At 57.1% G+C, this 23,598-nt stretch carries 26 protein-coding genes; all 26 read left to right on the top strand.

The features are described from left to right. The first annotated feature begins 89 nt into the window (after positions 1–89). Positions 90–893, top strand: coding sequence for a tRNA pseudouridine(38-40) synthase TruA (truA, locus tag GXP58_01085; GenBank protein ID NOY52197.1), 804 nt, complete (start codon positions 90–92; stop codon positions 891–893). Next, the gene (locus tag GXP58_01080; protein ID NOY52196.1) at positions 862–1,554 is read left to right on the top strand and encodes a response regulator transcription factor; all 693 of its coding nucleotides are present in this window, start codon (positions 862–864) and stop codon (positions 1,552–1,554) included. The genes truA and GXP58_01080 overlap by 32 nt, the downstream gene beginning before the upstream one ends. Further along, positions 1,554–2,624 (top strand): cell wall metabolism sensor histidine kinase WalK, encoded by a 1,071-nt coding sequence (locus GXP58_01075; GenBank protein NOY52195.1) that lies wholly within the window; start codon positions 1,554–1,556, stop codon positions 2,622–2,624. The genes GXP58_01080 and GXP58_01075 overlap by 1 nt, the downstream gene beginning before the upstream one ends. Then, positions 2,587–3,318: a hypothetical protein gene (locus GXP58_01070; protein ID NOY52194.1), complete on the top strand. Its 732-nt coding sequence runs from the start codon at positions 2,587–2,589 to the stop codon at positions 3,316–3,318. The genes GXP58_01075 and GXP58_01070 overlap by 38 nt, the downstream gene beginning before the upstream one ends. A 155-nt stretch (positions 3,319–3,473) precedes the next feature. Next, entirely contained in the window at positions 3,474–4,739 is a 1,266-nt protein-coding gene (locus GXP58_01065) for a hypothetical protein (protein ID NOY52193.1), read from the top strand. A 77-nt stretch (positions 4,740–4,816) separates the two neighbouring features. Next, entirely contained in the window at positions 4,817–5,878 is a 1,062-nt protein-coding gene (pstS, locus tag GXP58_01060; protein ID NOY52192.1) for a phosphate ABC transporter substrate-binding protein PstS, read from the top strand. Positions 5,879–6,101: 223 nt separating this feature from the next. Continuing rightward, the gene (gene pstC, locus GXP58_01055; GenBank protein ID NOY52191.1) at positions 6,102–7,142 is read left to right on the top strand and encodes a phosphate ABC transporter permease subunit PstC; all 1,041 of its coding nucleotides are present in this window, start codon (positions 6,102–6,104) and stop codon (positions 7,140–7,142) included. After that, positions 7,139–7,984, top strand: coding sequence for a phosphate ABC transporter permease PstA (pstA, locus tag GXP58_01050; protein ID NOY52190.1), 846 nt, complete (start codon positions 7,139–7,141; stop codon positions 7,982–7,984). The genes pstC and pstA overlap by 4 nt, the downstream gene beginning before the upstream one ends. Further along, positions 7,968–8,756 (top strand): phosphate ABC transporter ATP-binding protein PstB, encoded by a 789-nt coding sequence (pstB, locus tag GXP58_01045; protein ID NOY52189.1) that lies wholly within the window; start codon positions 7,968–7,970, stop codon positions 8,754–8,756. The genes pstA and pstB overlap by 17 nt, the downstream gene beginning before the upstream one ends. Before the next feature lie 41 nt (positions 8,757–8,797). Beyond that, complete coding sequence (gene phoU, locus GXP58_01040; GenBank protein ID NOY52188.1) at positions 8,798–9,472, top strand: phosphate signaling complex protein PhoU; 675 nt, start codon at positions 8,798–8,800, stop codon at positions 9,470–9,472. 248 nt (positions 9,473–9,720) lie between these two features. Beyond that, positions 9,721–10,251, top strand: a complete 531-nt coding sequence (locus GXP58_01035) for a DUF177 domain-containing protein (protein ID NOY52187.1) — start codon at positions 9,721–9,723, stop codon at positions 10,249–10,251. Between the two features lie 5 nt (positions 10,252–10,256). Then, positions 10,257–10,439, top strand: a complete 183-nt coding sequence (gene rpmF, locus GXP58_01030; protein ID NOY52186.1) for a 50S ribosomal protein L32 — start codon at positions 10,257–10,259, stop codon at positions 10,437–10,439. Positions 10,440–10,501: 62 nt separating this feature from the next. After that, positions 10,502–11,539 (top strand): phosphate acyltransferase PlsX, encoded by a 1,038-nt coding sequence (plsX, locus tag GXP58_01025; GenBank protein ID NOY52185.1) that lies wholly within the window; start codon positions 10,502–10,504, stop codon positions 11,537–11,539. Between the two features lie 27 nt (positions 11,540–11,566). Next, the gene (locus tag GXP58_01020) at positions 11,567–12,547 is read left to right on the top strand and encodes a ketoacyl-ACP synthase III (protein NOY52184.1); all 981 of its coding nucleotides are present in this window, start codon (positions 11,567–11,569) and stop codon (positions 12,545–12,547) included. A 238-nt stretch (positions 12,548–12,785) separates the two neighbouring features. Continuing rightward, positions 12,786–13,961 carry an acyl-CoA dehydrogenase gene (locus GXP58_01015; protein ID NOY52183.1) on the top strand — a complete coding sequence of 392 codons (1,176 nt, stop codon included), beginning with the start codon at positions 12,786–12,788 and terminating at the stop codon, positions 13,959–13,961. A 178-nt stretch (positions 13,962–14,139) separates the two neighbouring features. After that, the gene (locus GXP58_01010) at positions 14,140–14,925 is read left to right on the top strand and encodes an electron transfer flavoprotein subunit beta/FixA family protein (protein NOY52182.1); all 786 of its coding nucleotides are present in this window, start codon (positions 14,140–14,142) and stop codon (positions 14,923–14,925) included. Positions 14,926–14,935: 10 nt separating this feature from the next. Further along, positions 14,936–16,123, top strand: a complete 1,188-nt coding sequence (locus tag GXP58_01005; GenBank protein ID NOY52181.1) for an electron transfer flavoprotein subunit alpha — start codon at positions 14,936–14,938, stop codon at positions 16,121–16,123. Positions 16,124–16,337: 214 nt separating this feature from the next. Further along, positions 16,338–17,282 (top strand): ACP S-malonyltransferase, encoded by a 945-nt coding sequence (gene fabD, locus GXP58_01000; GenBank protein ID NOY52180.1) that lies wholly within the window; start codon positions 16,338–16,340, stop codon positions 17,280–17,282. Beyond that, positions 17,282–18,022 carry a 3-oxoacyl-[acyl-carrier-protein] reductase gene (fabG, locus tag GXP58_00995; protein ID NOY52179.1) on the top strand — a complete coding sequence of 247 codons (741 nt, stop codon included), beginning with the start codon at positions 17,282–17,284 and terminating at the stop codon, positions 18,020–18,022. The genes fabD and fabG overlap by 1 nt, the downstream gene beginning before the upstream one ends. A gap of 280 nt (positions 18,023–18,302) precedes the next feature. After that, positions 18,303–18,527, top strand: a complete 225-nt coding sequence (acpP, locus tag GXP58_00990) for an acyl carrier protein (protein ID NOY52178.1) — start codon at positions 18,303–18,305, stop codon at positions 18,525–18,527. 73 nt (positions 18,528–18,600) lie between these two features. Further along, positions 18,601–19,836 carry a beta-ketoacyl-ACP synthase II gene (fabF, locus tag GXP58_00985; protein NOY52177.1) on the top strand — a complete coding sequence of 412 codons (1,236 nt, stop codon included), beginning with the start codon at positions 18,601–18,603 and terminating at the stop codon, positions 19,834–19,836. 44 nt (positions 19,837–19,880) lie between these two features. Further along, the gene (gene rnc / locus GXP58_00980; protein NOY52176.1) at positions 19,881–20,642 is read left to right on the top strand and encodes a ribonuclease III; all 762 of its coding nucleotides are present in this window, start codon (positions 19,881–19,883) and stop codon (positions 20,640–20,642) included. Between the two features lie 9 nt (positions 20,643–20,651). Next, on the top strand, positions 20,652–21,839 hold the full coding sequence (locus GXP58_00975; GenBank protein ID NOY52175.1) for a M20 family metallopeptidase: 1,188 nt from the start codon (positions 20,652–20,654) through the stop codon (positions 21,837–21,839). Further along, positions 21,836–22,405 (top strand): CvpA family protein, encoded by a 570-nt coding sequence (locus tag GXP58_00970; protein ID NOY52174.1) that lies wholly within the window; start codon positions 21,836–21,838, stop codon positions 22,403–22,405. Before GXP58_00975 ends, GXP58_00970 begins: the two co-directional genes overlap by 4 nt. 33 nt (positions 22,406–22,438) lie before the next feature. Next, positions 22,439–22,732, top strand: a complete 294-nt coding sequence (locus tag GXP58_00965) for a tetratricopeptide repeat protein (protein NOY52173.1) — start codon at positions 22,439–22,441, stop codon at positions 22,730–22,732. Positions 22,733–22,826: 94 nt separating this feature from the next. Next, entirely contained in the window at positions 22,827–23,597 is a 771-nt protein-coding gene (locus GXP58_00960; protein ID NOY52172.1) for a YkgJ family cysteine cluster protein, read from the top strand. Position 23,598: the final 1 nt, after the last annotated feature.

The following is a 23,598-nucleotide window of genomic DNA, read 5'->3' as shown; positions in this document are numbered from 1 at the left end:
TTTTTCAGTGAACGTTGTTTGATTCTTTCCTGTGTGAATCTCCAATATGTTTTGATCTTTATTACCCCTCGATTATGGAAGCTTGTGCCATGCCACGTAACCTGAAATTGACTCTCGAATATGAGGGGACAGCCTACCACGGCTGGCAGGTTCAGCCGAACGGGTTCACGATCCAGGAAGTTGTGGAGTGCGTCCTCGAACGTCTCACAGGCGTTCGTCCGAAGGTGATTGCTTCGGGACGGACCGACGCCGGGGTTCATGCCGAGGGGCAGGTCGCACACTTCCATGCCGACTGCCCCATCTCATGCGGCAAGTTCCGAAAAGGCTTGAATGCCCTCCTCCCCGATGATATCGTGGTTCGTGAGGTCGAAGAGGTCCCGTTGGAGTTTCATGCACGATTCAGCGCCGTCGGCAAGACATACCGATACGTGATCCTGAACCGTTCCTTTCCGTCCGTCTTCGAGCGTAATCGTTGCTGGCTGATTAACCGGCCCCTGGATACGGCGGCGATGGAAACGGCCGGCAGGTGTCTCGTGGGGAGGCACGATTTCTCTTCGTTCCGGGCTTCCGACTGTTGTGCGAAACACCCCGTGCGTGAGATACATCGGCTGGATGTCGTCCGGGAAGATGATTGGATACGGCTCTTCATCTCCGCCGATGCCTTCCTGCAGCACATGGTGAGGAATATCGTAGGGACCCTGGTGGAAGTGGGGCGGGGGAAGATCCCGCCGGAGAAAGTGAAGGAGATCCTCGATGCGCGGGACAGGAGGAAGGCCGGGCCGACGGCGCCTCCCGGAGGTCTTTTCCTGCAATCGGTGGAATACGGCGAAGGCCTGCGGCGCAGGCGCGGAAAGGGAGAGGATGGAGCCGCGCAGGATTCTCGTTGTCGATGATGAAAAAGACATCCGTGATCTGGTCCGCTATCACCTGGAACGGGCGGGCTTCAGGGTCGACTCCCTTGACCGGGGGGATGAGGTGATCGTCAGGGCCGGGGAGGTCCGTCCGGACCTCGTTGTCCTCGACCTCATGCTTCCCGGCCTCGACGGCCGGGAGGTCTGCCGGCTCCTCCGGGCCGATCCTGAGACCGCCTCTATCCCGATCGTAATGTTGACGGCGAAGGGGAATGAAGAGGAGATCATACACGGTCTTGACCTTGGCGCTGATGATTATGTGACCAAGCCGTTCAGCCCGAAGGTGCTCCTGTCCCGAATCGGGGCGGTACTGCGCCGCGTCCCGTCTGAGTCTTCTCCGGAGGGCCGGATCCTTGCGATCCGGGCGTTGACCATTGATCCGGGACGGCACGAGGTTCGTGTCAACGGAGGCAGGGTTGACCTGACCCTGACGGAGTTCCGGATTCTTTATCTCTTGGCGAAGCGGCCCGGCTGGGTTTACAGCCGCTACCAGATTGTTGATGCCGTGCGGGGAGAAGACTATCCGGTCACCGACCGATCCGTTGATGTCCAGATTGTCGGTTTGCGGAAGAAGCTCGGCCCGGTCGGGAAGGAGATCGAAACCGTCCGGGGAGTAGGGTATCGTCTGAAGGCGGTGGAATAATGGAAAAGCGGCTGATCCGACATCTTTATCCGGCCTATCTGCTGATCCTGGTCCTTGCACTGGGGGCCTTCGGGTGGTATGCCATGTTCACCCTGAAGGATTTTCTGTTCGACCGCACGGCCGGGGAACTCGCCGCCCGGGCCGGTTTCACCGAGGTGCTCATGCAGGGGAGGTGGGGGGAGGATCCCGTTGCCGTGGACCGGACCTGTAAAGAACTCGGCAGGAAGACCGATACGCGGATCACGATTATACTTCCGGATGGAACCGTTGCGGGGGATTCCGATGAAAATCCTGCGAAGATGGAAAACCATGCCGGGCGTCCCGAGGTCGTGGCAGCGTTCGACCGCGGTTCGGGGGAATCGGTCCGGTTCAGCCGGACCCTTCGGAAGCGGATGATGTACCGGGCTGAAGCGGTGCGTAAAGGGGGACGGATTGTCGGGATTGTCCGGACGTCCGTTCCCGTCACGACCCTTGAGGATCTCGCCGCCTCCATGAAGTACCGGATATTCGTCGGGATTGTCCTGATCGCCCTCTTTTCCGCGGGGGTGGGCCTCGTGATCCATCGCCGTCTCAGCCGTCCCCTGATGACGATGCGTGAAGGGGCCGAGCAGTTTGCCAGAGGAAAACTCGACTACCGTCTTCCGGTCCCGGATTCCGGGCACATAGGGAGTCTCGCCGTGGCCATGAACAGTATGGCTGCACAGCTTTCGGAACGGATCGATACAATCGTCCGTCAGCGGAACGAACAGGAGGCCCTCCTTTCGGCGATGGTGGAAGGGGTGATTGCCATCGACATGGAACGGCGGGTCCTTTCCATGAACCGTGCCGCGGCCTCTCTCTTCGGCGTACATGCCGAAATCGCGAGGGGGAAGGCGCTGGCCGAGGTCAGCCGGGACCTCGATCTGCAGGAATTCGTCGGCAAGGTCATTGCTTGCGGAGGACCGGTGGAGGAGGAACTGGTGATCTTTGCAGGAGGGGAACAGTTTCTCCAGGCGCACGGCACGATTCTGCGGGACTCCTCCGGTGCAAAGAATGGTGTGCTTCGTCCTGAACGATATCACCCGGATTAAGCGGCTGGAGCAGGTCCGGCGGGACTTTTTCGACAACGTTTCCCACGAGCTTCGCACGCCGCTCACCTCCATCACCGGGTACGTCGAGACTCTGCGGGAGGGGGCACTCGACCGTCCGGAGGATGCGGGACGGTTCCTCGATGTGATTCATCGGCAGAGTCACCGGCTTCTTGCCATGATCGAGGATCTGCTGGCGCTGTCACGTATCGAACAGGGGGCGGAGCGGGGGGGGGTCAAGCTCGGGGAGACGGATATTGCACCCCTTGCGGAGCGGGTGCTTGCATCATGCGGCAAGACCGCACAGGAAAAGGGGGTCATCCTGGAACATGAGGTGCCCCCTGAACTCTCAGCGCGGATCAACGGCCGCCTGCTGGAACAGGCGCTTCGGAATCTTGTGGAGAATGCCGTCAAGTTCAGCCCGGAGGGGAAGAAAGTACGGGTTGAAGCGGGGATGGAAGGGGATCATCTCCGTCTTTGTGTCACCGATGAAGGTCCCGGGATCCCGCGGGAAGATCTCCCACGGATCTTCGAACGGTTCTACCGTGTCGAGCGGGACCGGAGCCGGGAGCCGGGCGGCACCGGGCTGGGGCTTGCCATCGTCAAGCATATCGCCCTGGCCCACGGCGGGGAGGTTACGGTCGAGAGTACCCCCGGCCGTGGGAGTGCCTTCACAATTTCCCTCCCCCTTGCCTGATCCTCTTTCCCCGTTTTTTCTTTTACTCTTAATTTATATCCTTTCTCCTTTTTAACCCTTTTCAAATCCTTTCTTAATCAAATCCTAATATCGGGCGGCTATCTTCCGGCCATGTTTATGGATGGCAAACAATAATGAGATGAAAGGAGAAAAAAATGAGAAAGACCATCCTGTTGATTTCCACAATCTTTCTGCTTGCGGCAGTCCTGCCTGTCCGAGCCGATTCCGATGGAAAGCTGCTCGACCTTCTGAAGAAGAAGGGGGTGATCACCTCCGAAGAAGCAAAAGGACTCAAAAGGGAGTTGAAAGAGGAGGAAAAGGAGGCGGCGGTGAAACTTCCTTCCGGTCTCAAGGGCGTTTCCGTGGGAATGCTTGGCTATTTCGATTACTCTGCGGGGCGGGCGGCTGCGGCCGGTAACAAGTCGGACAGCTTCAACAAGTTCACCCTGACTCGCGGGTACTTTACGGTCAAGAAAAAAATCCTTCCATGGCTCGGTGCACGGATGACGACGGACATTCATCAGGAGAGCAACGGCGACTGGAAAACCAGGCTGAAATATCTCTATGCCGAACTGAAGCCCCGGGGATTCGGGATGCTGACGAACATGAAGGCGGAACTCGGCCTGGGACACATCCCCTGGCTCGATTTCGAGGAGCATGTGAATCCCTACCGGGCACAGGGGACCATGGCCGTCGAGCGGGCGGGGATATTCAATTCCGCCGATCTCGGTGTCGGCATCCGGGGGAATTTCGGCGGGAAACTGGAGGATGCCGGGGCCAAAACCGGCAACCGCCATTATGACGGCCGTTTCGGGAGCTGGCATGTCGGTCTCTATGACGGTGGCGGTTATCATGCCGGTGAGAAGAACAACAACAAGGTCCTGGAAGGGCGGGTCACGCTCCGGCCCCTCCCTTCGGTACTCCCCGGCCTGCAGTTGAGCTGGTTCGGGGTTTATGGTAAAGGGAACGTTGCGCCCACGGGCGGGGACGTTCCCGATTACCGGGTCAGTCTCGGGATGGTCAGCTACGAGCATCCACTGGGGATCGTGACGGCCCAGTATTTTACGACAAGGGGAAACGCCGCCGGGGACCTTGTGGGTAGAAATAACCAAAGCCTCGATGCGGCCGGGTATTCTATTTTCGGGCGGGTAAAACTTCCCGTCTTCGACCGGCGCCTTGCCCTCTTCGGCCGGTACGACCGTTTGGATCCCGACCGCGATGGTGTGATCTCCACGAAGGGTGGATACGACCTGACCGATGCCGGTCTTTCCTTCGATATTTACAGAGGGAATATGGTCCTTCTGACCTATGAAACGACGGAGTACGGAAAGGATGCCGCGGGACGCGGGAAGGTCCCTGTGCCGGGGACCCGCCTTGGGAATGAGAGGCGGGTGCAGGTGGTGTATCAGCTCGAATACTGACGGCTTTACAAAAAGTTCGTCTGCTAACAAAACTCTAACAATTGAGAAATAAAATGCAAACTGTGAGGAGAAAAAAGATGCAAAAGACTCTGATGAGAATGTTGCGGGTGATCGTCCTTGTGCTGATGGTTGTCTTGCTCTGTCAGCCGACAATCGTTACAGCAGGCACAAAGACCATAAACGGCGCCGGGGCGAGTTTTCCCTATCCCATCTATGCGAAATGGGCTTACCTCTATCATAAAGAGACCGGCGTCCGGATTAATTACCAGTCGATCGGTTCCGGCGGCGGGATCCGCCAGATCAAGGCGAATTCCGTAGATTTCGGCGCATCGGATGCCCCCCTGAAGTCGGAGGAACTCGAGTCATCCGGATTGATCCAGTTCCCGATGGTGGTCGGCGGGGTGGTCCCTGTCGTGCATCTCGACGGTGTCGTCCCGGGCGCCCTGAAACTGACCCCCGGACTTCTGGCCGATATCTTCCTCGGAAAGATCACGCAGTGGAACGATGCCGCCCTGAAGAAGATCAACCCGGGTCTTGATCTCCCGGCAAGGGGAATTACCGTGGTTCACCGTTCGGACGGATCGGGCACGACCTGGATCTTTTCCAACTACCTTGATAAGACGGCGCCGGAATGGCATGCGCGGATCGGCTTCGGCAAGGCGCTCCAGTGGCCCGCCGGGATCGGCGGTAAAGGCAATGAAGGGGTGGCCGCGTACGTAAAAAGAATCCCGGGCGCCATCGGTTACGTGGAATATGCTTATGCCCTGCAGAACCGGATGACTCACGTTGCGCTTGAAAACAGGGCCGGTCGTTTCGTGGAGCCGACCGGGAAGAGCTTCCGGGCCGCGGCCGCGAACGCCGACTGGGCGGGTGCGAAAGGGTACTATCTCGTCCTGACCGACCAGCCGGGGATGGATAGCTGGCCGATTACCGGCGCCTCCTTCATCCTGCTTCACAGGGAACAGCGGGACAAAGAGAAAGCGGTTGCGCTCCTGAAATTCTTCGACTGGTGTTACCGGAAGGGGAGGAATGCAGCGCTTGGACTCTACTATGTCCCGATGCCGGACAATGTCGTATCCCTCATGGAGGAGAGCTGGGGCGAACGCCTGCGCGCAGGGGGGGAGAGTGTCTGGCCGTAGTTGCAGCCCCCTTTGCCGTACGGAAATCCCCCCTCCCTTCCGGGGTTTTCCCCTCTTGAAGGGGGAAAGAGGGGATTGTAAGTAGTGCATAATATGAATTTCAACGAGTGGTGCGGGCCATTTCTTAAGATGTCCCCTCTACAACCCGTTGCTGATATTTTTTACTCTTCATCAGATGATCTCACAGGAGAGAGATTTCAGGTGAGGGAGTGAAGGGTCGCTTATGGCCGGTCTGGATCGGAGAGCAGAAAAAGAAGTAGAAGCCTGGGGTGATCGGCTCTCCCGGCGGGAGGTCTTCTCTGCGGAACCTTCTATCGCATCCGTCGATCGTGGATCCATCCCGGCCGTCCGGGCGGGGAGGCTCGATCCCCTCTTCCGTTTTCTCACGGCCTTCTTCGCCGCCCTGATTCTCCTTCTCATGGCCGGGATTCTCTTTGAACTCTGGCAAAACTCCCGTCTTTCCCTGGAGAAGTTCGGCTGGCACTTTCTGGTTTCCGATGCGTGGAATCCGGTGACCCAGGATTTCGGGGCGCTTGTGCCGATCTTCGGGACCGTGGTTTCCACTCTCCTTGCCATGATGATCGCTCTCCCCTTAAGTCTCGGCATCGCCCTCTTTCTCGTAGAGATGGCGCCCCCCTTTCTGCAGAAGGTCATAGGTACTGCCGTGGAACTCCTTGCTGCGATTCCGAGCATTATCTACGGGATGTGGGGGCTCTTCATCTTCGTCCCGATCATGGCCGATCATGTTGAGCCATGGTTGGGGAGACATGCGGGTTTCCTCCCCTTTTTCAAAGGTCCGCCGATGGGGATCGGGATGCTCACCGCCGCCATCATCCTGGCCTTGATGATCCTTCCCTTTCTGACCTCGGTTGCGCGTGACATATTTCTCATGGTCCCCGATCTTTTGAAGGAGTCGGCCTACGGCATGGGGAGTACCACCTGGGAGGTGACCCGGGATATCGTCATCCCCTACGGGATGCGGGGGCTTGTCGGGGCGCTCTTCTTGGGGTTAGGCCGGGCGCTGGGTGAGACCATGGCGGTGACCTTTGTGATCGGAAACAGCCATACCCTTTCGCTGTCACTCTTCTCCGCAGGGAATACCATTGCCTCCACGCTGGCCAACGAGTTCACCGAGGCATCGGGGCCGGTCTATCTCAGTTCCCTCGTGGAATTAGGGCTGATCCTCTTCCTCATAACTTTCCTGGTTCTGGCGGCATCCCAGCTTTGGCTGAAGCGGATCACCGGGAAGGAGGGGAGCCGATGAGTCTGCGACATGCCCTCCGTGTGCGCCGGTGGGTCAATCGAGCGGTATTTCTTTTTTCAGCCTTCGCGGGGCTGACGGGGCTCGTCGCCCTCGTGTGGATCCTGACGGTGATCCTGCTTCGCGGCCTTCCGGCCATCAACGGGTCCTTCTTCACCGAACTCCCCTCGCCGCCGGGGATCCCGGGCGGCGGACTGGCCAACGCCATTGTCGGGACGCTTATGATCACGGCCCTGGCCACGGTGATCGGTGTTACCGTCGGCATTTTCGCCGGGATCTACTTGGCGGAGTTCGGGCGGACGAACCTCTTCGGGGTCTCCGTTCGTTTCTGTTCCGATATCTTGATGAGTGCACCCTCCATTGTGATCGGTATCTTCGTCTACACCCTTGTGGTCGTCCGGACGGGGTCCTTTTCCGGTTATTCCGGGGCCCTTGCGCTCGCGATCATCATGCTTCCCGTGGTGACCCGGACGACCGAAGAGATGCTCAAGCTCGTCCCGGATGATCTGCGGGAGGCGGCCCTGGCCCTGGGCGCTCCCTACTGGAAGATGACCTTCGATGTAGTCCTGCGGGGCGCCGGGTCCGGGATCATCACCGGCGTGATGCTCGCCGTGGCGCGGGTCTCCGGCGAGACGGCGCCGCTGCTCTTCACGGCGCTGAACAGTCCGTACTGGAGCCATTCGTTAAATGAACCGATGGCGAACCTCACGGTGACGATTTTCAACTATGCCATGTCGCCGTACGAGGACTGGCAGACCATGGCATGGGGCGGTGCGCTTCTCATCACTTTCGGCGTGCTTCTTTTTACGGTAAGCGCACGGTTCATCCTTGGCAGGAGGAAGTAATTTGTCCGCGAAGAATGACAGGATCAAGATCTCCGTGAGGGATCTTCATTTCTACTACGGGGATCACCACGTACTCAGGGGGAACACCCTCGACATCGCCGAAAACCGGGTGACCGCCTTCATCGGTCCCTCCGGGTGCGGGAAGTCGACCCACATCCGGACCTACAACCGGATGTTCGAACTCTACCGGGGACACCGGGCCACGGGGGAGGTCCTCATCGACGGGGTCAATGTCCTCGACCCGTCCGTAGATCCCATCGAACTTCGGATGAAGGTGGGGATGGTCTTTCAGCGGCCCACCCCCTTTCCGATGAAGATCTATGACAACGTCGCCTACGGCCTGAAGCTGAAGGGGATCGGAAACCGGGGAGAACTCGATGGCCGGGTGGAACGGGCGCTGAAACAGTCGGCCCTCTGGGAGGAGGTCAAAGACCAGCTCGGGAAATCAGCGACGGCGCTCTCCGGGGGGCAGCAGCAGCGTCTTTGCATCGCCCGGGCGGTGGCCACGGAACCGGAGGTGATTCTGATGGATGAGCCCTGTTCCGCGCTCGATCCGGTGGCGACGATCCGGATCGAAGAGCTGATCGACGAGCTGAAGGTCAACTACACAATCGTGATTGTGACCCATAACATGCAGCAGGCGGCCCGCGTCTCTGATTATACCGGTTTCTTTTACATGGGAGAACTGGTAGAATTCGGTGAAACGGATGTGATCTTCACCCGGCCGGGGGAGAAGAGGACGGAGGACTATATCACGGGCCGTTTCGGGTAGGGAACCGTTCTTGAGAAACTTGAAAATTCAGAGGAGTTTACATGGATATCCAGCACACCTCCCAGCAGTTCAACCAGGATCTGTCGCAGCTCAAGGAAAAGCTGCTCTACATGGGAGGGCTTGCTGAGGAAATGATCCGGGATTCGATCCGGGCGTTGCGGAAAAGGGACTCGGGCCTTGCGGGGGAGGTGATCGACCGGGACCCGGACTGTGATCGTCTGGAGGTGGAGATCGACGAGCTGGCGATCCGGATCCTGGCACTCCGGCAGCCGGCGGCACGGGATCTCCGGTTCCTGACCACGGCTCTGAAGATCAGCACCGATATCGAGCGGATTGCCGATGAGGCGGTTAATATCGCCGAACGGACTCTGGAGCTGAACCGGGAGTCCCGGTTGAAGCCCTATATCGATATTCCCCGGATGGCCGAGATGGCGCAGCGTATGTTGAAAGATGCCCTTGATGCGTTCGTGCATCACGATACCCGCCTCGCTTATGCCGTCTGCGGCGGGGATGACGCAATTGATGAGTTGAACAAGCAGATTCTTCGCGAGCTGCTGACTTATATGATTGAAGATCCGGCGAGTATTACAAGGGCGACGAATACCATATTCGTTGCCAAGTACCTTGAGCGGATCGCCGATCATGCCACCAATATAGCGGAGATGGTCGTCTACATGGTGGAAGGGAAGATCATTCGTCATACCGACGCCACATAGATTCCTGCATTCTCAAGGAGTCCGTATCCTTATCTTAAATTGATGATTTCTTTGTGATTACATGAGGTTAGGCGTGGTTTTCGGGAGAAATTTCCCCTTGACATTCCTCCGGTGACTCAGTATATTAAATAACTTTAGCAGTGGACAGGGTCTTTCGGGATGCGCCACGACATTATTGAGGGCGGCGGTCCGTCTTCCGAAGGCCCTGTTTTCATGAATATTCCCTGATGTCCAAGGGAAAGATCCACATGAAGGTTTGCATTGGAGAGATCTCTTCGGAGGGATTACGGGTTGAGGTGGAAGAGGACGGGAACCGGCTCTTTGCCAATGATCCGGATCTGCATTTTGAAGAGAAGATTCGCGCCCATCTCGTTTTCAGCCGGGTGGAAGAATCGGTGAACGTTTCGGGGAAGATCCGGACGAAGCTGACCCTGCAATGCGGCCGCTGTCTTGCCCCCTTCGGTTTTACGGAAGATGCGGCCTTTGATGTGGAATATCGTCCGGCCTCCGAAGTGCGGCAGCGGGGCGAGGTGGAGCTTGTTGCCGACGAGATGGATGTCCTGTACTACAGCGGCGGAGAGATCGATATCGATGAGTTGCTCATGGGGCAGGTGGCGGAGATTCTTCCTGCTCAGCCCCTGTGCCGGGAGGCTTGTCGCGGGATCTGCCCGCAATGCGGTGAAAACCGGAATCGCCGCGAGTGCGGTTGTGCGCCGGCGGTTACGGACCCCCGTCTGGCAATATTAAAAGAACTGCTCAACAAGGATCAGGAGAGGTAAAGATTATGGCCGTACCGACACGAAGAAAATCGAAGATGCGTCGTGACCAGCGAAGGACTCATATCAAGGCAAAAACGGCATCCCTGTCGCTCTGCCCGAAATGCCGGGAGCCGAAACTGCCCCATTATGTCTGCCCGAATTGCGGACACTACAAGGGACGAGAGGTCATCGCTGTCGAAGAGGTATAACACTTGCGGTTTTGCAAGAAGTCCGTCTGTGCCTTCACGTTTTATAATATTCTGGGGAACCATTGAAAATTGCCGTCGATGCCATGGGCGGAGATTATGCTCCGCAACGGGTGGTAGAGGGCGCTGTTCTTGCCGCCGGGAAGTTCGGACACGAGATCATCCTGGTGGGTGATGAGGCCAAGATCGGAGAGGAGTTGGAACAGTACCGCATCTCCGGTCTGGGCATCACCATCCATCATGCGGAACAAGTTGTCCGGATGGACGAGTCTCCCGTTGAAGCCCTCCGTAAAAAAAAGAATTCATCGATCCGTCTTGCCGTGAATTTGGTCAAGGAAGGTGCCGCCGATGCTCTTTTGAGTGCAGGCAACACCGGCGCCGTTATGGCAACCTCACAGTTCGTCCTGCGCACGGTCCCCGGTGTGGACCGGCCGGCGATCGCTACCGTGCTGCCGAACGTGAAGGGGGTCTCTCTGATTCTTGATGTCGGCGCCAATGTCGATTCCCGGCCTTACCATCTGATTCAGTTTGCGATTATGGGCGAACTCTACGCCCGGCATATCCTCGGCAAGGAGAACCCGTCGGTAGGTCTTTTGAACATAGGTTCCGAGGAAATGAAGGGGACGGAACTGACCCGGGAGGTGCTGAAGACGTTAAAATCGTTACCGATCCACTTCATCGGGAATGTGGAAGGACGGGATGTCTATAACGGGAACGTGGACGTGATTGTCTGTGACGGCTTTGTCGGGAATATCGCTCTGAAGATCAGCGAGGGGGTTGCATCCGCCATGGGGATCGTTCTGCGGGACGAAATTGAAGCGAGCGGTTGGCGGAAGATCGGCTATTCGTTGCTTGCTCCGGCCTTTGCCCGTTTCAGGAAACGTTTCGACTATTCGGAGTACGGGGGGGCGCCTTTGCTCGGGATCAACGGAAATGTCATAATCAGCCACGGCGGATCGTCTGTCAAGGCCCTCATGAATGGCATTCGGGGTGCCGGCGAGTGTGTGAGGCACGGGATCCCGGAGAAGATCGCCGGCGGCATGCAGCAGTTTGACGGCGTCATTCGGGAGATGCGATCCTCCGGCGCTGTGATCTTTCAATAAGCCCCTTGTAAACCACTTAGGAACGTGATGCTGAGAAGCCGTATCATCGGAACCGGGCGTTATCTCCCCGATCGTGTTCTGACAAATGCCGACCTGGAAAAACGGGTGGATACGACTGATGAATGGATCCGAACCCGGACGGGGATCCGGGAGCGACGGATTGCCGCCACAGAGGAGACGACCTCGGATATGGCCGCTCATGCCGCCCGGTCCGTGGTGGAAAAGACCGGGATTGCGCCTTCGTCGATCGACCTGATCATTCTGGCAACGGCCACACCCGATATGTCCTTTCCCTCCTCCGCCTGTATTGTTCAGCACCGTTTAGGGATCAGCGGAGTCGCGGCCTTCGATATCTCCGCCGCCTGTTCCGGTTTTATCTACGGTCTCGGTATTGCCGACCAGTTTATCCGGGCCGGTTCGGTGAAACGGGCACTTGTCATCGGTGCCGAGAAGTTCTCCAAGATTCTTGACTGGCGGGACCGGACAACCTGTGTTCTCTTCGGAGACGGCGCCGGGGCGGTTCTTCTGCAAGGGGAAGAGGGGGAATCAGGGATCCTCTCGACCCATCTCCATGCCGACGGGACTTATGCCGACATGCTCATGGTGGCGAAGAAGGGATCCAGAAACCCGATTACCGAGGAGCTGATCCAGACCGAGGCCGAGTACCTGATGATGCGGGGGAGCGAGCTTTTCAAGGTGGCCGTAAAAACCCTTGAAGAGGCGGTACTGGAGGCAGTGGAGGCGAACGGGCTTACCTGTGGGGATGTCGATCTTCTTGTCCCCCATCAGGCTAATATCAGGATCATCTCCGCCACGGCCAAACGATTAGGGCTCCCGATGGAGAAGGTCGTGGTAAACCTCGACCGTTATGGGAATACGTCCGCGGCATCTATCCCAATCGCTCTTGATGAAGCCGTCGCAGCGGGCCGGATGCATGAGGGGGACCATATTCTCTTCGAGGCCTTCGGCGGGGGGCTGACCTGGGCTTCCGCCATGGTTCGATGGTAGCCGGCTTTGTAGAAAAGTCCGTCTGCTGCGTTTGTCGGGTTCTGAGATTGCTGTGACGTACAAACGAGTATGCCTCACTCCTCGAAACCTTCGCGCCTTGCATTCGGAGCTTTTTCCTTTGCCGGACCTTTGATGGTCTCGTAAAAAGTCCGCCTGCTGCGTAAAAAGTTTGACTGTACACATGAAAATATGTTACTAACAGCCACAAAAAAACGGGTGTTGATCAGGGGAGACAGTGATGGACTATTTTTTGACGGAAGAACAGTTGATGATCCGGGACCTGGCCGCGCAGATCGCCCGAGAGAAGGTGATCCCCGTCCGGGCGAAACTTGATGAAAAAGAGGAATTCCCCTGGGAAATCGTAAATGTCCTGGCTGATTCCGATCTGTTCGGCCTCTACATCCCTGAAGAATACGGCGGTATGGGAGGCGGGATACTGGAAAACTGTATTGCCATCGAACAGCTCTCCCGGGCCTGTATTGCCGTTTCGGTCTCTTTTGCAGCGAGCGGTCTCGGCTGCTATCCGATCCTCCTCTATGGAAACGAAGAACAGAAAGAAGCCTATCTCCCCCGGATTGCGTCGGGTAAGAGCCTGGCGGCTTTCGGGCTGACCGAGCCGAACGCCGGGTCCGATGCCGGCGGGATTCAGACGACGGCCGTGAAAGACGGAGATTCTTATATCCTGAATGGCACCAAGCAGTGGATTACGAACGGCGGGGAGGCGGATATCTATACGGTGATTGCCATGACCGACCGGTCCCGCGGGGCCCGGGGTGCCTCGGCCTTCATCCTTGAAAAGGGGATGGAGGGGTTCAAGTTCGGAAAGAAAGAAAAAAAGATGGGGATTCGGGCCTCCGCTACTCGGGAGCTGATCTTTGAGGATTGCCGGGTCCCGGCGAAGAATCTTCTTTCCCGGGAGGGGATGGGGTTCATTGTCGCCATGAAGACCCTCGACAAGTCCCGTCCCGGCATTGCCGCCCAGGGAGTGGGACTGGCTCAGGGGGCGATCGACGAGGCGGTCGTTTATGCCAAGACCCGGGTCCAGTTCGGCAAGCCGATTGTGGCCCAGCAGGCGATCCAGCATATGCTGGCCGATATGACGACCCAGACCGAAGCGGCCCGGTCGCTTCTTTATTCTACCTGTAAGTTCATGGACAGCAATCCGAAAAACTTTTCCAAGGAAGCGGCGATGGTGAAGCTCTTTGCTACCGATACGGCCATGCGCGTGACCACGGATGCCGTTCAGGTCATGGGGGGGTACGGCTACATGCGGGAGTATCCGGTGGAAAAGATGATGCGGGATGCCAAGATCCTTCAGATCTACGAAGGGACCAACCAGATTCAGCGTAACGTGATCGGCCTGGAACTGGTGAAGGAATATACGGGGAAGAAAGAAGCGGTCCCCGTCGGGTGAGTGACGGCAATGTAAAAAAACCGTCTGCTACGTTTATCAGGTTTTGTGTTCGTTGGAACGTACGAAAAAGTATGCCTCACTCCACAAAACCTTCGCGCCTTGCATCCGGATTTTTTACATTGCCGTCACAGATTTCGGACGAAGTTCCGGTTGATCGAATGAAAATGAAGAGTTCAAGATGAGAATCGTTGTTTGTATTAAACAGGTGCCTGATGTGGCCGATGTCCGGATCGATCCGGAGACGAACACCCTCGTCCGTGAGGGGGTGCCGAGCATTGTGAACCCCTTTGATATGTACGCCCTTGAAGAGGCGCTCCGGCTCAGGGAACGGTTCGGCGGGGAGGTGACACTCCTGACCATGGGGCCGCCCCAGGCGGAGGCCGCTCTGCGGGAAGGGATCTCTCTGGGGGCCGATGAGGCCGTTCTCGTTTCGGACCGTGCCTTCGCCGGTTCCGATACCCTTGCGACCGCCTATACGCTGGCCATGGCGATCCGAAAGATGGGTGAACCCGATCTTGTCCTTTGCGGCAAACAGGCCATTGATGGCGACACCGCCCAGGTTGGGCCGGGGATCGCCGAGAATCTCCACTGGGGATTTGCCGCCTATGTGCGGAAGATCGAAGAAGTCGCAGAGGGGACCATGCGGCTGGAACGGCTCATGGATGATGGGTATGACCTTTTGCAGACCCGACTCCCTGCCGTGATTACCGTGGTCAAGGAGATCAATGAACCCCGCCTTCCTTCACTGAAAGGAAAGATGAAGGCAAAAAAAATAGAGATTCCGGTCTGGAGCGCCGAAGAGATCGGCGCCAATCCGGCTCGTCTCGGCCTTTCGGGGTCTCCCACCAAGGTTTCAAAGATCTTTATGCCGGAGTTTCGCCGTCAGGGAGAGATTCTCGAAGGGGAACCGGAGGCGCAGGTTGCGCGGCTGGTCTCTGAGATTGAGCGGCTGAATATCGTGTAGGAAACAGGGAATGGCGATTATCGTCTGCAAGGAAAAATGTACGGGTTGCGGCATCTGTGCCGATCAGTGTCCGTTCGGCGCCATCGAGATCATTGACGGCACCGCGGTGATCAGCGAGGAGTGTACCCTCTGCGGCGCCTGCGTTGAGGTCTGTGAGTTTGTCGCCCTTACGATGGAAGAGGAACAGTCCGCCGCCTCTTCGATGGATCTTTCGGCCTACCGGGGGATCTGGGTCTTTGCAGAGCAGCGGAAGGGAAAGATCTCTACGGTGGTCCTGGAACTGCTTAATGAAGGGCGAAAACTGGCCGATCGTCTCGATACTCATCTGAGCGCCGTTCTCCTCGGTCACGAGATCTCACAACAGTCGGAATGGTTGATCGCCCACGGCGCCGACCGGGTCTATCTCGCCGATGACCCCATGTTGGCCGACTTCAACGGCGATGCCTATGCGTCGGTTCTGGCGGACCTGATCGAAAAGGAGAAACCGGAAATCGTGCTCACGGGTGCGACGGCCATCGGCCGTTCCTTTATTCCCCGGGTGGCGGCACGGATCGGAACGGGGTTGACCGCCGATTGCACCGGTCTGGATGTCGATCCGGGGAAACGGGAACTTCTTCAGACCCGCCCCGCCTTCGGCGGCAATATCCTGGCGACGATCCTCTGTCCCAATCACCGGCCCCAGATGGCTACGGTCCGGCACAAGGTCTTCAAACAGGCGCCGGAAGAAGCCGGCCGTAAAGGTGAGGTGATTCCCGTGATGATGAACGGGACCGTAGCGGATCTTCATCGGGAGGTGATTCAGACCGTTGAAGAGATCGAAGATACCGTCAACATTACCGAGGCCGACATCATCGTCAGCGGGGGGCGAGGCGTGGGGAGTAAAGAGAATTTTTCCGTCATCGAGGACTTGGCCAGGGTTTTAGGCGGTGCCGTCGGGGCCTCCAGAGCGGTCGTCGATGCGGAGTGGATCGCCTACTCTCACCAGGTCGGCCAGACCGGGAAGACCGTCTGTCCCAAGCTCTATATTGCCTGCGGGATCTCCGGTGCGGTGCAGCATCTGGCGGGGATGCAATCTTCCGATGTGATTGTTGCGATCAACAAGGATCCCGAGGCTCCGATCTTTAAAGCGGCGACCTACGGGATCGTGGGGGACCTTTTCGAGATCGTTCCGATGATGACCAAGGCCTTCCGGAAATAATCGGATTGCAGAAAATAAAAATTTTACCGCAGAAACGCAAAGGACGCAGAGTAAAACCGGACGTTAGTTAAAACACAAGGCAAATTGATTGCACTGCAGAGAGGCAGTGAAGATTGCGAGGTGTGTCCTGCTGGAAAGGCTCTTCTTCGCGCCCTCTGCGCCTCTGCGGTGAAAAGTTGTTTGGCTCCGGCTCTGCCGGGTTGGAGATTTCTCAGTGGAAAATACAGCTTTTGTCTTTCCGGGTCAGGGTTCTCAGTCGGTCGGGATGGGAGCCGATCTGGTCCAAAATTTTATTGCGGCACGCCGTGTCTTTGAAGAGGCCTCCGATACCATTCAACTTGATCTGCTCCGTCTCTGTACGGAGGGTCCGGCGAAGGAATTAAACCGGACGGAGCTGACCCAGGCGGCGCTGCTGACGACGAGCATGGCGGTGTACCGGGTTCTTGATTCCGAAACGGGATGGAAACCGGCCTTCGTGGCCGGGCACAGCCTCGGTGAATACAGCGCTGTCACGGCGGCCGGGGGATTTGACCTGGCTGATGCCGTTTCCCTGGTGCGTAAACGGGGAATTTTCATGCAGGAGGCCGTGCCCGAAGGAGAGGGGGCCATGGCGGCGATCCTCGGGATGGAACTTGCACTGTTGCAGAAGATCTGTGAAGATGTCGATGGCTTGGTTGTCCCGGCCAACCTGAACTGCCCCGGGCAGATCGTGATCTCCGGGGAGCGGGAAGCGGTGCAGGTTGCCTCCGACCGTGCGAAGGAGGCTGGAGCGAAGCGTGCATTGGTCCTGCCTGTGAGTGTTCCTTCGCATTCGCCCCTGATGGAGCCGGTCTCAAAAAAGTTACAGGAGGCCCTGGATGTTACGCCGATGGAGGACCTGGCGGTTCCGCTGATGAACAATGTTGCCGCTGAGGAAGTCCGTATTGCAGAGGCCGTGAGAGAAGGCCTGGTACGACAGTTGACGTCGACACTGCGGTGGGAGGAGAGCATCCGGGCCATGCTCGCTCGCGGGATCGAGATCTTTGTCGAAGTGGGGCCGGGAAAGGTTCTGTCCAACCTGATCCGAAGAATTGATCGCAACGTGCGGGTCTTTAATCCGGCCGATGCCGAGGGGCTGAAAAATCTTCTGAAAGAGATCCCGGCCGGTAGGGAGGTCTGATGTCACTGCAAGGAAAAGTTGCACTGGTTACCGGCTCGGCCCAGGGGATCGGTAAATCGATTGCTCAGGCCTTGAGCCGGGACGGCGCCGACTGTATTATCTCTGATGTGAACCTGGAGATGGCGGAGAAAACGGCGGAGGAGATCCGTGCCGTCGGTCGTAAGGCGATTGCCCTGCAGGCAAACGTCGCCGACGCCGAAGAGGTCTCGGAGATGATCAGAAAGGGGATTGACGAATTCGGAAAGATCGACATTCTTGTCAACAATGCGGGGATCACGAGAGACGGTCTTCTCATGCGGATGAAGGAAGAAGACTGGGACCTGGTGTTGAGCATTAATCTGAAAGGCTCCTTCCTCTGTTCGAAGGCGGTGGCCCGGCCGATGATGAAGCAGAGAAGCGGACGGATCATCAACATTGCCTCGATCGTGGGAGCAATGGGGAATGCGGGACAGGCCAACTACGTGGCCTCCAAGGCGGGGGTGATCGGCCTGACAAAAACCGTGGCCCGCGAACTCGCTTCCCGGGGAATTACCTGTAACGCGGTTGCGCCCGGCTTTATCGATACGGCCATGACGCAGTCTCTGGCGGGGGATGTGAAGGAGAATCTCTACGCACAGATCCCGATGGGCAAGTTAGGGTCCCCCGAGGATGTCGCCTCCGCCGTACGGTTTCTGGCTTCCGATGAGGCGGCCTATATTACGGGGCAGGTGATTCATGTCAATGGCGGCATGTACATGTGACGGCTTCGCCATCTGCTGCGTTTATCAGGTTTTGAGTGCGTTGCGGCGTACGGAACAGTACGCCTCACTTCTCAAAACCTTCGCGCCTTGCATCCGGAACTTTCTGCTGTGCCGTGGAAGCGGATGGGTTGAATGTGACGGCTTTGCAAAAAGGTCCGTGTGCTCATAAAGAATAAAGAGGGAAAAGATAAATGGTACGGACTAGGCATAATCATCCGGTGATTGGTGTATTATCAGAAATGTAGAGGGTTTTATTTTTTATTTAGGAGGCAAGAAAACAATGGAAGAAAAGGTCAAGAAGATTATTGCGGAGCAGTTGGATGTCGATGCAGCAAACGTAAAGCCGGAAGCGTCCTTTGTCGATGACCTGGGCGCCGATTCTCTCGATACGGTCGAACTGGTCATGGCCCTCGAGGAAGAGTTCGGGATCGAGATTCCCGATGAAGAGGCGGAGAAAATTACGACTGTGCAGCACGCAGTGGATTATATCAAGGCACACTCCTGATTCCTTGCGGAGAAATGTATGAGGGGGAACCGATCCTTGGGAGGGCGGCCCCCTTTTTTTGCGGATGGAAACGATGCGTAAAGTTGTGATCACAGGGATGGGGGTTGTGACCCCTCTGGGGAATGATCTTGCCACGACCTGGGACGGGTTGATTCACGGCCGTTCCGGGATCGACCGGATTACCCGGTTTGACCCGGAAGGATATCCTTCTCAGATTGCAGGCGAGGTCAAGGGATTCGAAATCGATCGCTATATTGAGAAAAAAGAACAGAAGAAAATGGATACCTTCATCCATTATGCCCTTGCGGCCGGCCAGATGGCGATGGAAAATTCCGGCCTGGTCATTGATGAGGGCAATGCCGACCGAGTCGGCGTGATCGTCGGCGCCGGGATCGGCGGGCTTCCCGCGATCGAGAAGTATCACAAGGTCCTCCTGGAGCGCGGCCCGCGTCGGGTGACCCCCTTCTTTATCCCCATGGTGATTATCAATCTCGCTTCAGGACAGGTGGCCATCCGTTTTGGTGCCCGGGGCCCCAATTCGGCGCCGGTCACGGCTTGTGCCACCGGGACGCACTCCATTGGGGATGCCTTCCGGTTGATCCAGCGCGGGGCGGCGGATGCCATGATCGCCGGCGGGACGGAATCGACGATCTGTTCTCTCGCCGTGGGAGGGTTCTCCGCGATGAAGGCCCTTTCCACACGGAATGATGAGCCGGAACGGGCAAGCCGGCCCTTTGATGCGGAACGGGACGGCTTCGTGATTGCGGAAGGAGCAGGTGTGGTGGTCCTCGAAGAGATGGAGTCGGCGAAAAAACGGGGGGCCGCGATTTATGCGGAAGTAGCAGGGTACGGTTTGAGCGGTGATGCGTATCATATTACCTCTCCCGCTCCCGACGGGGAAGGGGCGGCCCGTTGCATGACCATGGCCCTCAAGGACGCTGGAATCGCACCGGAAGAGATCGACTATATTAATGCCCATGGGACATCCACGAAGTTTAATGATCAGTTTGAGACCATGGCGATCAAGAAGGTCTTCGGTGATCACGCCCGGAAGGTTGCCGTCAGTTCGACGAAATCGATGACCGGCCATCTCCTTGGTGCCGCCGGTGGGATTGAAGCGGTCTTCTCGGCCATGGCGATCAAAGAGGGGATCCTGCCTCCCACGGTTAACTATGAGGTCCCCGATCCTGAATGCGATCTTGATTACGTACCCAACGAAGCGCGTCGTACCCGGGTGCGAACCGTCCTGAGTAACTCCATGGGGTTTGGGGGAACGAACGGTGCGCTGGTGTTCCGTTCTGTTGACTGAGTGACGGTCCGCCGGAGGACCGTCACAGGTTATTCGAGTCCACTATGAACCCAGAGTTGAATGGATTATCCCGGTTGGAAAAAAACCTTGGGGTTTCTTTCCGCCACCTTCCCTACCTGATTACGGCCCTGACACACAAGTCCCACAGTAATGAAAACCCCGGCCTGCATCCGGAAGATAATGAACGGCAGGAGTTTCTGGGAGACTCCGTCCTGGGGTTGATTATCAGTATTTATCTCTATCGGGCCTACCCGGACCTGGACGAAGGTGCCCTTTCCAAGGCGCGGGCCAATCTGGTCAATGAGACCACGCTGGCCGGGGTCGCCCGGAAGATCGGGATCGGAGATTTTCTCTTCCTGGGCAAAGGGGAAGAGCAGACCGGCGGCCGGGAGAAGGATTCTCTGCTCTCCGATGCCCTGGAAGCGGTCATTGCCGGGATCTATCTGGATCAGGGATTCCGGGCGACCTATGATGTGATCCTGAAACATTTTGAGACCTTGATCCCGAAGGTTGTGGAACAGAAACATCCCTTTGATTACAAGACGACCTTTCAGGAGGCCTGTCAGGAACGGTTCGGTGTATTGCCGGAATATACCCTCTGCCGGGCGACCGGTCCCGACCATGACCGGATCTTTGTCATGGAACTTTCCGTCAAGGGGGAAGTTCTCGGTCAAGGGAGCGGCAAGAGCAAAAAGGAAGCACAGCAGCAGGCGGCTCGTCAGGCGCTGGAGCATTTGAAGGGGAAAAAGGGGAGCGGGACCGGTGATTCTTTGTTGCAAAAAAAGCATCGGCCGGTCAGAAGGTAGGGTCGCGGGATGGATTCTCTCGAGAAGAAAGTTGTTGAGACGGTTGAGTCGCTTTTTCCGGAACTGGTTCGGATCAGCCGTACGATCCACGACCGGCCGGAATTAGGTTATGAAGAATGGGAAGCCGCAGCACTTCTCACGGACTTCCTGCAGCAACAGGGGTTTGAGGTGGAGCCGGGCATCGGCGGGGTCTCAACGGCCTTCCGGGCCTCCCGAAGTTCCGATCCGGGTCCGACGATCGCCTTCCTTGCCGAGTACGATGCCCTGCCGAACCTCGGGCATGCCTGCGGTCATAACCTGATTGCTGCGGCCGGTGTCGGGGCCGGTGCCGCACTGGTATCGGTTTTCCCTGCGTGTGCCGGTGCTGTCCAGGTGGTAGGAACCCCGGCCGAGGAAATGCACGGCGGGAAGATCCGCCTGATAGAGAAGGGGTGTTTCGACGGGATCGATGCGGCGCTTATGTTCCATCCGTCGGTGCGAAATGCTGTGGTAAAACGGACCCTGGCCATGACGGAGCTCCGCATCGCCTTTTACGGGAAGAGCAGTCATGCAGCGGCTGCTCCGGAACTCGGCATCAATGCCCTTGATGCGATGATCCTTGCTTTTTCCGGGATCAATGCGCTTCGGCAGCAGGTTCCCGATGACGGCCGGATTCACGGCATCATTACCCGGGGAGGGGACGCCCCGAATATCATCCCCGCTTTTACCGAGGCACGGATTGCCGTTCGGGCACTGGAAAGGCCGGTCATGGAAAAGCTTGTAGAATGTGTGAAGGGGTGTATCGAAGGGGCGGCGCGGGCGACAGGCTGTACGTTCGAGATTGAAAACACGGGGCCCGTTTACGAGGGAATGATGCCGAACCGGACGATGGCTGCGGTCTTTCAGGAGAAGATAGAAGCGTTCGGGATCCCCATTGACGATCAGGATGAACTGCGTTATATCGGTTCTTCGGATATCGGCAATCTCAGCCGCAGGGTGCCGGCCATTCATCCGGAACTTTTGATCTGTGATTTTGAGTCGATGCCTCATACCGCAGGTTTTGCGGAAGCGGCGAGGAGTGAAGCGGCCGAGACGGTCATGAAAAAGGCGGCCTGTGCCCTGGCGCTCACCGGGCTTATGATTCTGCGGGATCCGGAAGTCCGTGAGAAGATGGTCCGGGAGTTCCGGCATGTTCGGGAAGGAACAACCCTGTCATGAATCTCCTTGATACAATCATTATCGTCATTGTCGGGGCGACCTTCGTTATGAGTCTCTTCCGGGGGGTCGTGAAGGAGGTCTTTTCACTCGGTTCCCTGATCCTCGGTTTCGTGATCGCCAACCAGACCTACGGCTACCTTGCGGAGTTCCTGATGCGCTATATTCATCATGATTCGGCGGCCAGGATCCTCGGGTATGTTGCCGTCTTCCTCGGGTCCTCGATCGTCATACGGCTCATGGGAACCTATGTGGAGCGGTGGACCAGGAAGGCGATGCTCGGATGGATGAATCATCTGATCGGCGGTCTCTTCGGTTTTCTCAAGGGGAGTCTCCTGGTTTCCGTGATCATTATTCTGATGGGGAGTTTCATGCCGGGCAGCCGGGTGTTGCAGGAATCGAGGCTGACTCCGTATATTCTCTCTACCGTTGGGGTGATTGCGGAGGTTTCACCCGGGGAGTTGAAAAAACAATTTTTCAAGACGAAAGACCGTCTGGAGAAGCACTGGAAAGAGGAAGGGATCGCCGCTCTTCTCCGTAAGCAGAAAGAAGGGCTGGAAGGAAAATAAACGAAGAGATTTGAACTTCCGGGAGGTGTTACGATGAAAAAAATACTTCTGTGCCTGGCTATACTCTTGATTCTGCCGGCGATACAGGTAAGCCTCCATGCCGACGCGTCCGGTCTTCAGCAGGTCCTCCGGCAGTATTACCGCGGTGACCGGGCCGGCGCCGTGGCCGCTTTGAAGTCGATGGCGCCGCAGGAACCGGACAATGCCGCCCTCTACTATTATCTCGGCTATTTTGAGCAGGAGATGGGAGATTACCCCGCGGCTCGGGAATCTTTTCGGAAGGTTTATAAGATCAACCCTGATTTTCTCCCGCCTGTGGGAAAATAGTTCTTTTTGCCTGTTTCCCTGGGATTGTCCGCTTTTCCGGGATTCCCGGGAGTTGTCCGGAACACGGCTTCATCCATTCAAAAAGGAAGATTCTATGAAAAACAAGGTTCCCTCAGACAAAGTCATTCAGCCCCTGAAACTGAGCGGTGAAAGCTCATTTCAATTCCTTTGTCACAAAGGGATCTCCTGCTTCAATAAATGCTGTAGCGAGATCCGGATCTATCTCACTCCCTACGACATCGTCCGGATGAAGAACCGGCTTGGAATTTCTTCGGAGGCGTTCCTGGAACGTTACACCTTTCCCCAGGAGCTGGAGAAGACCGACCTGCCGGTTGTGATTCTGAAGATGAACGAAGATGAGATCCATAGCTGTCCCTTCGTCTCTCCGGACGGCTGCACCCTTTACACCGACCGTCCCGCGACCTGCCGTTATTATCCCATCGGTTTTGCCGCCATGAAACGGGCCCCCGTGAAGGATCAGGAAGACTTTTACTTTTTTATCCGGGAGGATCATTGCCGGGGATTTGAAGAAGATACGAAATGGACCGTCAATAGTTGGCGGGAAGATCAGGAGGCGGAGCTCTATGACCGGATGAACCGGGAGTGGATGGAGATCCTTCTCCGCAAAAAAGCGTTGGGTCTCGCCCAGGCGACGGACCGTTCTTTGCAACTCTTCTATATGGTCAGTTACGATATTGACAGCTTCCGGCGTTTTGTCTTTGACAGCTCTTTCCTGGAGAAATTCAAAGTCGATCCGGAAGAGGTGGAAAAGATGCGGGAAGATGATGTCGCTCTCCTGCAGTTCGGTCTTCGCTGGCTCCGGGAAAGGCTTTTCGGAAATGATGCACCTGAGCCGGAGGGATAGG

Source organism: Deltaproteobacteria bacterium (genome assembly GCA_013151235.1).
In the GTDB taxonomy this organism is placed as follows: Bacteria; CG2-30-53-67; CG2-30-53-67; order CG2-30-53-67; family CG2-30-53-67; genus JAADIO01.
This window is presented reverse-complemented; position numbering and strand designations above follow the sequence as displayed.